Annotated in this window: 9 protein-coding genes; 4 read left to right on the plus strand and 5 right to left on the minus strand. The window is 73.5% G+C overall.

Annotated elements, in window-relative coordinates; translation table 11 throughout:
- Window positions 1-262: 262 nt before the first annotated feature.
- Both ACIP67_RS30495 and ACIP67_RS30500 read right to left on the minus strand, forming a co-directional pair.
- Window positions 263-739, minus strand: coding sequence for an SRPBCC family protein (locus tag ACIP67_RS30495; RefSeq protein ID WP_401696115.1), 477 nt, complete (start codon window positions 737-739; stop codon window positions 263-265).
- A gap of 99 nt (window positions 740-838) precedes the next feature.
- Entirely contained in the window at window positions 839-3,634 is a 2,796-nt protein-coding gene (locus ACIP67_RS30500) for an ATP-binding protein (protein ID WP_401696116.1), read from the minus strand.
- Between the two features lie 342 nt (window positions 3,635-3,976).
- Here ACIP67_RS30500 and ACIP67_RS30505 point away from each other — a divergent pair, with 342 nt between their 5' ends.
- A complete protein-coding gene (locus tag ACIP67_RS30505; protein ID WP_401696117.1) occupies window positions 3,977-5,392 on the plus strand; it encodes an FAD-binding protein in 1,416 nt (471 codons plus the stop codon).
- Between the two features lie 184 nt (window positions 5,393-5,576).
- Here the strand turns inward: ACIP67_RS30505 and ACIP67_RS30510 are convergent, their stop codons facing one another.
- Together ACIP67_RS30510 and ACIP67_RS30515 are read right to left on the minus strand one after the other, a co-directional pair.
- Window positions 5,577-6,155: a TetR/AcrR family transcriptional regulator gene (locus tag ACIP67_RS30510; protein ID WP_401696118.1), complete on the minus strand. Its 579-nt coding sequence runs from the start codon at window positions 6,153-6,155 to the stop codon at window positions 5,577-5,579.
- A 325-nt stretch (window positions 6,156-6,480) separates the two neighbouring features.
- Window positions 6,481-7,551, minus strand: coding sequence for an alpha/beta fold hydrolase (locus ACIP67_RS30515; RefSeq protein WP_401696119.1), 1,071 nt, complete (start codon window positions 7,549-7,551; stop codon window positions 6,481-6,483).
- Between the two features lie 292 nt (window positions 7,552-7,843).
- On the opposite strand from ACIP67_RS30515, the gene ACIP67_RS30520 reads away from it, so the two are divergent.
- Entirely contained in the window at window positions 7,844-9,286 is a 1,443-nt protein-coding gene (locus ACIP67_RS30520; protein WP_401696120.1) for an aldehyde dehydrogenase, read from the plus strand.
- Window positions 9,287-9,526: 240 nt separating this feature from the next.
- On the opposite strand, the gene ACIP67_RS30525 is transcribed toward ACIP67_RS30520, so the two are convergent.
- Window positions 9,527-9,883 carry a hypothetical protein gene (locus ACIP67_RS30525; protein WP_401696121.1) on the minus strand — a complete coding sequence of 119 codons (357 nt, stop codon included), beginning with the start codon at window positions 9,881-9,883 and terminating at the stop codon, window positions 9,527-9,529.
- Between the two features lie 382 nt (window positions 9,884-10,265).
- On the opposite strand from ACIP67_RS30525, the gene ACIP67_RS30530 reads away from it, so the two are divergent.
- Together ACIP67_RS30530 and ACIP67_RS30535 are read left to right on the plus strand one after the other, a co-directional pair.
- A complete protein-coding gene (locus tag ACIP67_RS30530; protein WP_401696122.1) occupies window positions 10,266-10,457 on the plus strand; it encodes a hypothetical protein in 192 nt (63 codons plus the stop codon).
- Between the two features lie 111 nt (window positions 10,458-10,568).
- Window positions 10,569-13,349: an ATP-binding protein gene (locus ACIP67_RS30535; RefSeq protein WP_401696123.1), complete on the plus strand. Its 2,781-nt coding sequence runs from the start codon at window positions 10,569-10,571 to the stop codon at window positions 13,347-13,349.
- Window positions 13,350-13,489: the final 140 nt, after the last annotated feature.

Raw genomic sequence — 13,489 nt, forward strand, 5'->3', positions numbered from 1 at the left:
CTGCGTCGGCTCTCACGTCTGTGCACTCTAGTCGCGCCGTGTGCTCGCTGAGACATCTAGTGCCTCTCGGAGGTGAAGTCCTCGACTGTAAGTGTCACTTAGACGTGACAGATGAGTCATTTAGTGCCGGTAGTGTGAGATGGTAAGAGAGGTGAGTCGATGTCGTCACCGGCCGCCTGAGCCACCGCGCCACCCCGCCCGACCGGCCGGTCCCGGGCGGGAGGCCCCCGTGCGGGAGGCCGGCCGCCGGTGCGGGAACGGGCTAGCCCGGGGCGTTCTCCGACAGCCGCCTGAGCTGCGCGAGCCACAGGGCGTGCGGGCGGCGCGCCCACAGCGGCGACCGCGCGTCGATGGTCCGGGCCGCCGATCCCCGTACGACGTTCTCGGTCACCACCTGGGTGCCGCCCTCGACCTCGGTGAGCAGCCATGCCTGGTAGAGCTGCACTCCGGCACCCACGCCCGACCAGCCGAGCCGGTGCGGTGCCACCCGCTGGCCGAGGAACACCTCGAACTCGTGGCCGTGGAACCGGACCAGGAAGGACCCGTCCAGCGTCCCCGGCCGGGCCCCGGTCACCCCCGGCACCCACTGCGGCCACCGGGCCACGTCGGTGAGCAGAGCGAACACCGTGGCGGGCGGGGCGTTCACGACGACCCGCGCCTGACAGAAGCTGTGGGCGTGACCGGGCGAGAAGCCGGACGGCCAGTGGATGTCCGGGTGGCTGTCCGAGGCGCCGTGCATCCGGCTCCCCTCTCGTGGTGCGCGTCGGGGAAGGTGACCCCGCGCGTCCACTGTGCGGGCGGCCGCGGGCCGGTACATACGTCAAATGACTGGCGCTCGTCAGCCGCCCTCGGACGTGTCGGGAGCGGAGAGCGCGGAGAGCGCGTCCCGCAGCGCGGCCCGCGAGGTGATGCCCAGCTTGGGGTAGATCTGGTACAGGTGCGTGCCGATGGTGCGGTGCGACAGGAACAGCCGCTCGGCGATCTGCTTGTTCGTCAGGCCGGTCGCCGCGAGGGTGGCGATCTGCAGTTCCTGCGCGGTCAGCGCGGCGGACCCCGGCCGGGCGGCGGCCGGCGCGGACTGCCCGCTCGCCCGCAGCTCGGCCGCCGTACGCGTCACCCAGGGCCGCGCCCCGAGCTGCTGGAAACCCTTCAGCGCCAGCGCCAGTTGCTCCCGGGCCTGCGACGTGGCCCGCAGCCGCCGCAGCCGCTCACCGTGGAAGAGGCGGGTCCGCGCCGCGTCGAACGGCCAGCGCTCTGGTCCGGGCAGGGCCAGCGCCTGTTCGAACAGGGCGACGGACTCCTCCCCGGGCGTGGTCAGCGCCTCGGCGGTCAGGACGGACAGTTCCAGCCGGGGGGACAGCTCGGCCATCGCGGAGGCGCGCATCGCCGCCGCGTGGGCGACCGCCTCCTCCTCCCGGCCGGTCCGTACGGCCGCCTCGACCAGGTCCAGCGCGCCCCACATGGCGATGGGGACGAACGGGGCGATGGTGCCCGGCTCGTTGAGCGTGCAGGCGTGCCGGTAGGCGGTCTGGAAATCACCCCGGCCCAGGGCCGTGAGCGCCCGGGCGTGACCGGCGAAGAACCGCGCGCCGAGGGCCCCGCGCGGGGTCGCCCACCGGAAGATCTCCTCGGTCAGCGCGTCACTGCTCTCCGCGTCGCCGCGCACCGCGGCCACGGCCGCCCGGACGTAGTGGAAGTACCAGGCGAAGAACCGGTAGTCGTGGTTCTCGCACAGGGCCAGACCCTCGTCGGCCAGATCCGCGGCGTCCTCCCACCGGCCCAGGTGGAAGTAGTCCAGGCCGAGGTGCATCAGCGCGCCCAGATGACGGCGGACGGGCGCCGCACCGGCCCGGCCCTGCTCGACCAGGCGGCGGGTGGCCCAGCGGAAGTCGCCGAGCCGGTCCGCGAAGACCGCTGCGGTGCCCACCCGGATCACCCGGGTCGGATCGTCGCCCACGGTGGCCGTCAGTTCCGCGAGCCGGGGCAGCGCCTCGGGCCCGGTGCGCGCCGGGTCGCCGAACGTCCGGATGATCACCCAGAGCAGATCGGGTGTCCCGGGGGTCAGCCGGTCCAGGAACGTCAGCAACGGCTGCCACATGCGGGGTTCGCCGCCGTACCAGCACAGCAGGACCAGCAGGTGCAGCGCCTCCACGAGCGCGGCGTCCCCGGCGTCCCAGCCGTGCTCCCCGGACTCGATCGCGCCGACCAGCAGCCGGTACGCGGTGTCGATGTCCCCGTCCTGGTTGATCAGCAGGAACGCCGACGCGGCCGCCGCGTGCAGCGACGTCTCGCCGCTCTCGGGGAGCGCCAGCCGGGCCAGCAGCCGGGAGGCGTCCTCCAGTTCACCGCCGGAGTCCACACCGACGTAGGCCGCCTCGGCCAGCCGCCTGCTCTCGTCCGCGGGTACGGGGCTGAGACCCGCGGCCCGGGTCAGCGCCGCCACCGCGCCGAGCGCGTCCCCGCGCCGCAGCCGGCGGCGCGCGGCCTCCTCCAACAGCGCCGCGACCGTCTCGTCCGGGCCCACGGCGGCCTCGCCCAGGTGCCAGGCGCGGCGCTCCGGCTGCTCCTCCAGCACCTCGGCGAGCGCCTGATGGGCCCGTCTGCGGTGCGCTGCCGTCGCCAGCTCCACCACCGCGGAACCGATCAGCGGATGCCGGAAGGACAGCCGCCGGTTGTCGGCGGAGATCGTGACCAGCCGGTCCCGCTCGGCGGGGGCGAGGTCGTCCACGGCGGCCCGGCCCGCCCCGGCGGCCTCGATCGTGGCCAGATCACCGGTGCCGTCCAGGGCGGCGATCAGCAGCAGCTCCCGGCAGCGGTCGGAGAGCCCGGCCACCCGGGAGGCGAACAGGGCCTGGAGCCGCTCGCTCAGCGGCAGTACGGAGGGCACCGCCGCCAGTGTCGTGCGCTGCTCGGCGGAGAGCGCCCTCGGCAGTTCCACCAGTGCCAGTGGATTGCCGCGCGCCTCGGAGGTGATGCGGCGCCGCACGGCGGGGGAGACGTCGGGGTGGGCCAGGGCGAGCAGTTCCGCGGACGAGGTGTCGTCCAGCGGTCCGAGCCGGTGTTCGGTCAGGCCGCTGGACTCGAAGAAGCTGTCGGTGCCCTCGCGGGAGGCGGCGAGGAAGCCGATCCGGCTGCCGACGAGCCGCCGGGCGACGAAGCCGAGGACGGCGTTGGTCGCCCGGTCCAGCCACGGCAGGTCGTCGACGACGATCAGCAGCGGCGTCCGGTCCGCGATGAGCCGCAGCAGCAGGAGGACCGCGGTGGACGTCAGCAGACGATCCGGCACCGGGCCGCTGCCGATGCCGACCGCGACGCGCAGGGCGTCGCGGTGGACGGTGTCCAGGGCGTCGAACTCGTCGAAGAGGGGCACGAGGAGCTGGTTGAGACCGGCGTAGCCGATGTCCGCCTCGAACTGCACGCCGTTCGCGCGCAGCACCCGTATCCCCCGGTGCACGGCGCCCCCGGCCACCGCGTCCAGGACCGCGGTCTTACCCACCCCGGCCTCGCCCCTGAGCAGCAGCGCCGCCCCGTGGACCCGGGAGTCGGTGAGGAAGGACCGGATGTACGCGAGGTCCTCGTCCCGGCCGACCAGCCGGGTCGCGGCCGGGCGGCCCGTCGCGTCCAGGTCACTCATCGCACTGCCTCCAACGGCCCACGTACCGAGGTCCGGTCTACCGCGCCGACCTGGCTGTGTGCGCCCGCACCCGGCTCCGTGCGGCCCATGCAATCACCGCGACGCGAAGGACGTCCAGGTTCCGCTCCTGCCGGTCCGTCGGGACCGCAGGCGCCCGTACGGACACGGCCGGCCCGTTCACGGACAGACACAGCTGGCCGTGAACGACGGGAACGCCGTGAACGACGGGAACGCCGTGAACGACACAGGAGGTCCGGCTCGTGTCAGGAGCGTCAGGGTTCGCCGCACTCGTCGCAACGGGACGGACGGTGGGCCACAGGTGTGAGTGAGGGTCGTGACAGCGTGAGTGTGGACAGACGTGACGGGACGAACGGGAAGCTCGCGGCGGAGGACGTCGCCGCGCTGCGGCGGTCCGTCGCGGGACCGGTGCTGGAGCCGGGGGCCGAAGGCTATGGCGAGGAATGCGCCACCTACAACCTGACCTGCGGTTTCCGGCCAGCCGTCGTGGTCGGGGCGACCAGTGAGCAGGATGTGGTGGAGGCCGTCCGGTTCGCCGGGCGGCACGGCCTGGGCGTCGCGGTGAAGTCCGCGGCCCACCAGGTGGTCCTGGCCGCCGAGGGCGGGCTGCTGATCACGACGGGGCGGATGCGGGGCCTCGTCGTGGACGAGCGCGAGCGCACCGTACGGGCCGAGCCGGGTGTGCGCTGGACCGATGTCATACCGCGCGCCGCGGAACACGGGCTGGCCCCGATCGTGGGTTCGGCGCCGGACGTCGGTGTCGTCGGCTACACCCTCGGCGGCGGCCAGAGCCCGCTGCTCGGCCGCAGCCTGGGCTACGCCGCCGACCATGTGCGCCGGGTGAACCTGGTCACGGCGGACGGGGAGTTGCGCCGGGTGACCGCAGAGAGCGAGCCCGACCTGTTCTGGGCGGTGCGCGGCGGCAAGGGCAACTTCGGCGTCGTCACCGAGATCGAGTTCGACGTCTTCCCGGTCACCCGCTTCTACGGCGGCGGCATCTACTTCCCGGGCGAGCACCTGGCCGACGTGCTCCAGGCCTGGCGCGCCTGGCTGCCGAGGATGGGGGAGGACATGACGTCCTCCCTCGGCGTCCAGCGCCTCCCCGACGTGCCGGTGCTGCCCGAGCCGCTGCGCGGTGCCTTCGTGGTCCACCTGCGGGTCGGCTACCTGGGACCGGCCGAGCAGGGGGCGGAACTGCTCGCGCCGCTGCGGGCGTCCGCGCCGGCGCTGCTCGACCTGGTGGGGGAGAAGCCGTTCACCGCCATCGGGGAGATCCACATGGACCCGGTGGACCCGATGCCGTACTTCGACCGCAGCGTCTGCCTGGAGGAGTTCGACGAGAAGGCGCTGGAGGCGTTCGTCGACCTGACGGGCCCGGAGTCGGGCTGCACCCTCGCCAACGTCGAGATCCGCGCGCTCGGCGGTGCCTTCGACCGGGAACCGGCGGTGCCCAACGCGGTGTCGAGCCGGGGCCTGCCCTACGTCGTCTTCGGGTTCGCGGTGGGCGCCCCGGACATGGCGGCGCGGCTCCGGGGCGAGCTGGGAAGGGTCATGGACGGCCTGTCGCCCTGGGCGGCGCAGCGGAACATGGTCAACTTCCTCTCCCCGGACGAGGCGACCGACGCCGAGGGGGTGCGCCAGGTGTACGGGCCGGAGCGGTACGACCGGCTGGCCGCGGTGAAGACGGTGTACGACCCGGCCAACGTCTTCCGGTTCAACCACAACATCACGCCCGCCTGAGCCTCGGGAGACGTCCCCGTCCCGTCACCGGTCCCAGGCCGGTGACGGGCCGGTGACGGGACGCGGCCCCGAAACGGCCGCGCGGGCGCGGGGGTTCCCCTGCCGTGACTGCCGTGACTGCCGCCCGCTGCCCGCCGCCCGCCGTCACGGCGCCGCGCCCGCCGTCACGGCGCCGCCCCCGCCGTCACGGCGCCGCGCCCGCCGGCGCCTCCCGTGCGGTGGCGGATGGGCAGAGGCCCCGCAGCAGCGTCTCGAACAGCCGGTCCGACCTCGCCCGGTCCTCGGCCCTGGCTTCGACGTGCCACAGCGGACCGAGCAGCAGCAGCACGTCCTCGGCGGTCGTCCCCGAAGAGATGGTCCCGGCCGCCTCGTTGACGCTCACCAGCGTCGACAGGGCCCCCAGGAGCGGCCGGTACGCCTCGACGCAGTGCTCGGCCGGGGCGCCGGTGACCAGGCTCATGGCGTTCGCGAACTCGGGGAAGCACCGGCCGACGTCCAGCAGGCGCTCCAGCCACACGCGCAGCGCGAGCCGCGGGGGCAGGCCGCCCAGGAGTACGGGTACGGCGGTCACCAGCCCGTCCACCTCCTCCCCGTACACCTGGAACACCAGGGCCTCTCTGCTGGGGAAGTGCCGGTAGAGCGTCCCCTGGCCCACGCCCGCCCGGCGCGCGATGGACTTCAAGGAGACGTCACCGGACGCGGCGAGCACCTCGGCCGCCGCTTCCAGGATGCGCAGCCGGTTGCAGCGTGCGTCCGATCTCATCGATGCTCCGGTCCCTGTCCGGCGTGGTTCCGCCGGTTCTGCGTCACACCTCGGTGCCGGGCGCACCGAGGGACACGAATTCTTGGGGCAACCTACACCGTCCGCCGTGCCAGTGGACACCGTGGACACACCAGCAGACACATCAGCGGACACACCTGTTCGCTGTCAGGGGAGTCCGGTCACCCCATGTCCCTGGACACGGTCGTCCCTCACACCGTTGATGAACGGCAGGTCTCGGCAGACGGGGTCCGTGCTGCCGGGGGAGCGGAACGGCCCGGAGAACGAGATCCCCGGGCCGACCGCGGGCACGGGTGCGCGTGCGGGCTCAGAGGTGGTCGGCGTCGACCACGGCCTGGGCGAAGGCGGTGGGCGCCTCCTGCGGCAGGTTGTGGCCGATGTTCTGGATCGTGCGGTGCGCGTACGGGCCGGTGAAGTGGTTGCGGTAGGCCGAGCCGTCACCGGGTGCGGTGAAGGGGTCGAGGGCGGCGTCGAGGGTGACGGTGGGAACGCCGATGGAGGGCTGCGCGGCGAGCAGCTTCTCGTGCCGCGCGTACCGGTGGTCGGTGTCGACCAGGCCGATGCGCCAGCGGTAGTTGAACAGCACGATGGCCGCGTAGTCGGGGTTCTTGAACGCTTCGGCGGTGCGGTCGTACGTGGCGTCGTCGAAGTCCCAGTTGGGGGAGACCAGGGTCCACACGTGGCGGCACAGCGCGAGACGGCTGTCCTCGGCCTCCATGGCCGCCTTGCCGCGGGGGGTGGCGAAGTACCACTGGTACCACCATGTGTGCTCGACGGCCGGGGCGGCGGGCGCGAGCTGCGCCTTGCGGTCGGTGATGAGGTAACCGCTCGTGGAAACCAGGGACTTGACCCGCTCCGGCCACAGGGCGGCGATGACGTCGGCGGTGCGCGAGCCCCAGTCGAAGCCGGCCAGCACGGCCTTGTCGATCTTCAGGGCGTCCATCAGGGCGATGACGTCCAGCGCGATGGCGGACTGCTCGGCGGTGCGCGGGGTGCGGTGCGACAGGAAGCTGGTGCTGCCGTGCCCGCGCAGGTAGGGGACGATGACGCGGTAGCCCAGGCCGGCGAGGAGCGGGGCGACGTCGACGTAGCTGTGGATGTCGTACGGCCAGCCGTGCAGCAGCACGACGACGGGTCCGTGTGCGGGGCCGGCCTCGGCGTAACCGACGTTCAGGACGCCCGCCTTGACCTGCTTGAGCTCGCTGAAGGAGGTGTGGGTGCCCGGGGTGACGGCCGCCACGGTGGGAACCCGCGAGCCGTCGGCCGGACGGTCCGAGCCGGTGGACGCGAACGCGTCGGTCCCGGGGCCCGACAGCGAGACCGCGGCCGCGCCGGTGCCCAGGCCGACGGCCTTGCTGAAAGTACGCCTGTCGATCATGTCGAACCTTCCGTCGTGCGTTGTCCGGTGACCGGCTCGTGTGCCCGGAGCGGCCCTCACACCTGTCGGGGGACACCGGGGCCGCTGTGGCACGGTGACCCTCGCACAGGATGGCGTCACCTGTCCAGCAGGTGACGCCAGAGAGGGTGCCGCACCTGCCGCGGCGGCGATCTACGTACCGCTGGCGAGGCGCATCACCCTTCTCCCTCCCCTCGTGTGTGCACGTAGAAATATTAAGTGCTACATTGAAGTGACAGTTAAGTGGGCGGAACAGCGGAACAGGAGAAAGCGCGTGATCACCTACGACCGGCTCTTCATCGGTGGCTCCTGGGTCGAGCCCAGCGACGCGGACCTGCTCGACATCACCTCCCCGCACGACCGGTCGGTGATCGCCCGTGCCGCCCAGGCGCGGCCCGCCGACATCGACCGCGCGGTCGCCGCGGCCCGCACGTCCTTCGACGAGGGCGCGTGGCGGCTGACCCCGCCGGCCGAGCGGATCGCGCTGCTGCGCCGGTTCAACGCGCTGCGCGAGGAGAACGCGGAGAAGATCGCCGCCCTGATCACCCTGGAGAACGGCTCGGCCGGCTGGTTCACCCGCGCCGGACAGCCCGGACTGACCCGCCAGGCCGACGCCTACCTGAAGGCCGCGGAGGAGTTCGCCTGGGAGGAGACGCTCGCCCCGTCCGACCCGGCCTCCCCGGTGCGCAGCGTGGTGCGCCGTGAGGCGGTCGGCGTGGTCGCCGCCGTCATCCCGTGGAACTCGCCCTTCTCCTCCGCCACCTCGAAGATCATCCCGGCGCTGGTCGCCGGCAACTCCGTCGTCCTGAAGGTCTCCCCGGAGAACTCCCCGAGCATGGGATTCCTGGCGGAACTGCTGGAGCGGGTCGGTCTGCCCGAGGGCGTCGTCAGCGTCCTGCCCGCCGACCGGGAGACCAGCGAGTACCTGGTCAAGCACCCGGACGTCGACAAGATCGCCTTCACCGGCTCCACCCGCGCCGGGCGCCGCATCGCCTCGCTCGCGGGGGAGCAGCTCAAGCGGGTCAGCCTGGAGCTGGGCGGCAAGTCCGCCACGATCATCCTGCCCGACGCCGACCTCGAGAAGGCCGTCGCGGGCGTCAAGTTCGGCTCCCTGCTCAACAACGCCGAGTCCTGCATCGCCCAGACCCGCATCCTCGCCCCGCGCAGCCGGTACGAGGAGGTCGTCGCCGGTCTGAAGGAGCTGATCGAGTCGCTGAAGGTCGGCGACCCGAACGACCCCGACACCTTCATCGGCCCGATGATCCGCCCCGACCAGCAGGAGCGGGTGCTCCACTACATCCGGCTCGGCATCGAGGAGGGCGCCCGTCTCGTCACCGGCGGCCCGCAGATCCCCGAGGGCCTGGAGAAGGGCAACTACGTCACCCCCACCCTCTTCGCCGACGTCGACAACTCCATGCGGATCGCCCAGGAGGAGATCTTCGGCCCGGTCCTGGTCGTGATCGCCTACGACGACGAGGATGACGCCGTCCGCATCGCCAACGACTCCGAGTACGGCCTGTCCGGCGGGGTCTGGTCCGCCGACGAGGAGCACGCCCTGGCCGTCGCCCGCCGCGTGCGCACCGGCACCGTCGCGGTCAACGGCGCCCCGGTCGCCTTCGACGGCCCGTTCGGCGGCTTCAAGGCCAGTGGCATCGGCCGCGAGTACGGCTCGGTCGGCCTCGGCACCTACACCGAGTACAAGACGATCACCGTCTGACCTTCCCGGCGCCCCGCCGAGGGAACAGGTGCCCCGCCGAGGGAACAGGTGCCCCGCCGGCGGAACAAGCGCCCCGCCGAGGGAACAGGTGCCCCCGCACGCGGAACATGTCCCAAGCGCAGGCACCTCCGACGACGGCAGGCGGGCCCGGACACCTGCCGCCGGAGCGGCGTTTCCCGCCGCCGCCGCAGGCGACGACGACGGCGGCCGGGCCTACGGTGTCAGGCGCTGCCGGGGATGTCAGGCGGCGACCACCCGGTAGCTCAGCTCCGCCACCGGGAGGTTGCTCTGGGCCAGGGTGCCGCTGGCCCAGGAGGAACCGGTGCAGCCGGCGCCCGAGTACAGCACCACGGACGCCGAGCCGTTGACGACCTGTATCGAGCGCACCGACTGCGCCTGGGTGTGGCACGTGCCGATGTCCCCGAGGTCCACCTCGGTGACGTCGCCGCTGCCGTCGGTACCGGTGTAGAGGTATGCGCCGTCCTTCAACGCGGGCCAGTCGGCGGCGTTCGCCGCCCCCGCGCCGAGGCCGAGCAGAGCCGCCGCCATGGTCGTGGCAGCGACCGCGGTACGGAACTTCGTCCTGGAGGTGACCATTGCAACCCACCCTTTCGTGTGTGTGGTTCCCGTGGGAGGAGACGACGTCACGACATGTTCGGTCGCGACGAGGCCGCGCAGAATCGTCGCACCTCCACCCATGTTTGTGGAGACGGAGGAAACAGACACACACGTGTGCGCGGGTGCGAGGCCCGCTCACTGCGGTGTCCGGCGCCCGAAACTGTGAGAGGTCTCTCACCGCTCGGCCCGCTCGGCCCGCCGGCAGTGTCCCCTCCGCCGCGTGGAGTCGGCGGCGTCCGGACAGCTCCCCGCGAGCAGTGCGTCACCGGCTTGACAGGTGACGCACGGTGGGGCAGGCTGAAGCCGACCGCCCCCGCGCCCTACGGGGCGCGGCCCACGACCGACGAAGTGGAGCAGGCTCATGAAGGTCGAACTCACCGCGGACGCCGACGCGGCGGCCCGGCACGCGCGCTTCGGTAAGCTCCCCGAGCGGATCCGCTACGAGGACATGACCGCGGAGGTGGAAGCCGTGCCGGGCGGCGGGGACAACGCCTACCAGCCCGAGAACTCGTGGAAGCACTACTCGTGCCTGGCCCTCGACCTGGGCCTGTAGCACCCCCTCGCGATCGCCGCCCCGGGCCGGCGCCGCTGCGCCGGCCCGGCCCGGGGCGCGCCGTACACCCCGGGCTCCGCGCCCCCACACGTCCTGGGAGACCACACCCCGATGAACGACCCGCACGGCCCGGCCCGGCCCCGCCCGACCGGACTGATCGGACGGACCGAGGACCTGGCGCTGCTGAGGTCGCACCTGAGCGGCGCCGGGGGGCGGGGCGCGGCCCTGCTGCTGACGGGCGAGGCGGGGATGGGAAAGACCGCGCTCCTCGACGCGGTGGCGGCAGAACTCGGCGACGACGGCGCCCTGGTGCTGCGGGCGAGCGGCTCGCAGTTCGAGACCGACATCGCCTACGCGGGCCTCAACCAGCTCCTGCTGCCGCTGCTGGACTCCTTCGCCCGGCTGGAGCCCGGCCACCGCGAGGCGCTGCGCGTGGCGGTGGGCATCGGCGGCGGCGAGGCACCCAGCCGGCTCCTGACGTCCACCGCGGTCCTGCTGCTGCGGCTGGCCGCCGAGGACACCCCGGTGTGCCTCGTCGTCGACGACGTGCCGTGGCTGGACCGGGCCACGCTCTCCGTCCTCGGCTTCGTCGCCCGGCGGGTCACCGGCAGCCCCATCGGCCTGGTCGCCGCCTCCCGCACCGGGACCGCCGGCTTCTTCGAGTCCGGAGGTCTCACCGAGCACCGGCTGGGCCCGCTGGACGACGGCGGCGCCGCCACGCTGCTCACCCGTGCCTACCCCGGCATGTCGCCCGCCGTCAGACGCCGCATCGTCAAGGAGGCGCGGGGCAACCCGCTGGCGCTGGCGGAGCTGCCCGCCGCGCTCGACACCGACCAGCGCGCGGCACGCGCGGCGATGCCGCCGGTGCTGCCCCTGACCGAGCGGCTCCAGGCACTGTTCGCCGCACGGGTGCGCGCGCTGCCCGCCCCCGCCCGGGACCTGCTGCTCGTGGCGGCGCTCGACGGCACGGGCGACCTCGCCACGCTCGACGCGGCGGCCGGACGGTGCGGCCTCGACGACCTCGAACACGCCGAACGCGACCGCCTGGTACGGATATCCGCCCTGCCCCGGCGACTGTCCTTCCAGCACCCCCTGATCGGTGCCGCGGTGGTGGACCAGGCCACCGCCGTCGAGCGCCGCCGGGCCCACCTGGCCCTCGCCGACGCCCTCACCGAACACCCCGAGCGCAGCGCGCACCACCTCGGCGAGGCGACGGTGAACCCGGACGAGACGGTCGCGGCCCGGCTCGAACGAGCCGCCCGGCTGCGCCTGGGCCGCGGGGACGCCCTCGGCGCCGTGGCCGCGCTGACCCGGGCGGCCGAGCTGAGCCCCGCCGCCTCCGACGCCGGCCGGCGGCTCGCCGAGGCCGCCTACATCGGCGCCGACGCCGGCGGTGAGCTCGCCGGCGTCCCACGGCTGCTGTCCGGGGTGCGGCGGGTGGAGCCGGGCGGACGGGCGTCGCTGCACGCCGTGGCGGCGTCCGCCTTCCTCCTGGTCAACGGCGAGGGCGACATCGACACCGCGCACCGCCTGCTCACCGGGGCGCTCGAGGCGGGCGACCACGGGTACGACGCGGGCGACGACGCCCTCGTCGACGCCCTGTTCACCCTCACCTTGCTCTGCTGGTACAGCGGCGACCCGGACAAGTGGCGGCCGCTGCTGCGCGCGCTGGACCGCCTGACCCCCGAGCCGCCCGCCCTGCTGTGGGTGTGTGTCCAGACCTTCGCCGACCCCGCGCGCACGGGGCGGCGCGGACTGCCCCTGCTGCGGGAACTGCTGGACGACATCGGTCACGACCCGACCCGGATCGTGCGCATCGGCACCTGCTCGGTCTACGCCGACCGGCTGTCCGACTCCCGGCGGGCCTCGTACCGCCTGGTCGAACAGGGCCGGGCCGGCACCATGCCGGTCCGCCGGCAGGTGGCGGCCCTGATGCACCTGTGCCTGGACCTCTTCCACACCTGCGACTGGGACGAGGCCGCACGGCTGGCGGAGGAGGGCCTCGCCCTGTGCCGGGACCACGGATACCGGTACTTCGACGGCAAGTTCCGGTTCGTGCTGGCGCTCGTGGCCGCCGCCCGGGGCGACACGGAGACCGGCGCCGCACTGGCCGACGACATCGTCCGGTGGGCGGCCCCCCGCGGCGCCCACGGCATCCGGGCCCTCGCCGACCACGCCCGGGGCCTGGCCGCCCTCGGCCGCGGCGACGTCGAGGCCGCCTACCGCCACGCCTGCGCGCTGAGCACCCCCGGCACCCTGGCCCACTACCTGCCGCAGGCGCTGGCCGGGAGCCTGGACCTGGTCGAGGCGGCCGTGCGCACCGGCCGGGACGCCGAGGCCGCCGCGCACGCCCGCGCCATGCGGGAGAGCGCGATGGCCGACCTGTCGCCACGGCTGCGCCTGCTGGTCCTGGCCGCCGAGGCGCTGACCACCCCCGGCGACGCCGCCTTCGCCGTGTTCGACCGGGCCCTCGCCCTCGCCGAGCCCGGCCACTGGCCCTTCGACGTCGCCCGCGTACGCCTCCTCTACGGCGAACGCCTGCGCCGCCGGCGCATCATGAAGGAGGCCCGCGGACACCTGATCGCGGCCCTGGAGACCTTCGAGGAGCTGGACGCACGCCCGTGGGCGGACCGCACCCGGACCGAGTTGCGCGCGAGCGGTCACACCGCACCGGACGCCACGGGCCCGGTGCCGCTGACGGCGCAGGAGAGGGAGATCGCCCGGCTGGCGGCCACCGGCCTGACCAACAAGCAGATCGCCGAACGGCTGTTCCTGTCCCACCGCACCATCGGCACCCACCTCTACCAGCTCTACCGCAAGCTCGGCATCAGCTCCCGCACCGCGCTCCGCGACGCCCTCGACGCGCTCGGCCTGGAGAACGCCTCCCGCTGAGCGGTCCACTTTCGGCCCCGGCAGGGCGACGCCAGCCGGCCCCGTGGTGTGGATGAATGGTGCAGGTCGGGCGTCGTGATGCGGCTCCGGTAGGCGGTGTGATTTGGGACCACCCATGACGGTGCCAGGGTGCTCGGTCG

Origin of the sequence: Streptomyces sp. NPDC088812, assembly GCF_044750285.1 — a bacterium.
Classification (GTDB): domain Bacteria; phylum Actinomycetota; class Actinomycetes; order Streptomycetales; family Streptomycetaceae; genus Streptomyces.

Coding starts and splice junctions, on each gene's coding strand:
- ACIP67_RS30495 (WP_401696115.1), bottom strand. CDS start 739: ATGCACGGCGCCTCGGACAGCCACCCGGACATCCACTGGCCGTCCGGC.
- ACIP67_RS30500 (WP_401696116.1), bottom strand. CDS start 3,634: ATGAGTGACCTGGACGCGACGGGCCGCCCGGCCGCGACCCGGCTGGTC.
- ACIP67_RS30510 (WP_401696118.1), bottom strand. CDS start 6,155: ATGAGATCGGACGCACGCTGCAACCGGCTGCGCATCCTGGAAGCGGCG.
- ACIP67_RS30515 (WP_401696119.1), bottom strand. CDS start 7,551: ATGATCGACAGGCGTACTTTCAGCAAGGCCGTCGGCCTGGGCACCGGC.
- ACIP67_RS30525 (WP_401696121.1), bottom strand. CDS start 9,883: ATGGTCACCTCCAGGACGAAGTTCCGTACCGCGGTCGCTGCCACGACC.
- ACIP67_RS30530 (WP_401696122.1), top strand. CDS start 10,266: ATGAAGGTCGAACTCACCGCGGACGCCGACGCGGCGGCCCGGCACGCG.
- ACIP67_RS30535 (WP_401696123.1), top strand. CDS start 10,569: ATGAACGACCCGCACGGCCCGGCCCGGCCCCGCCCGACCGGACTGATC.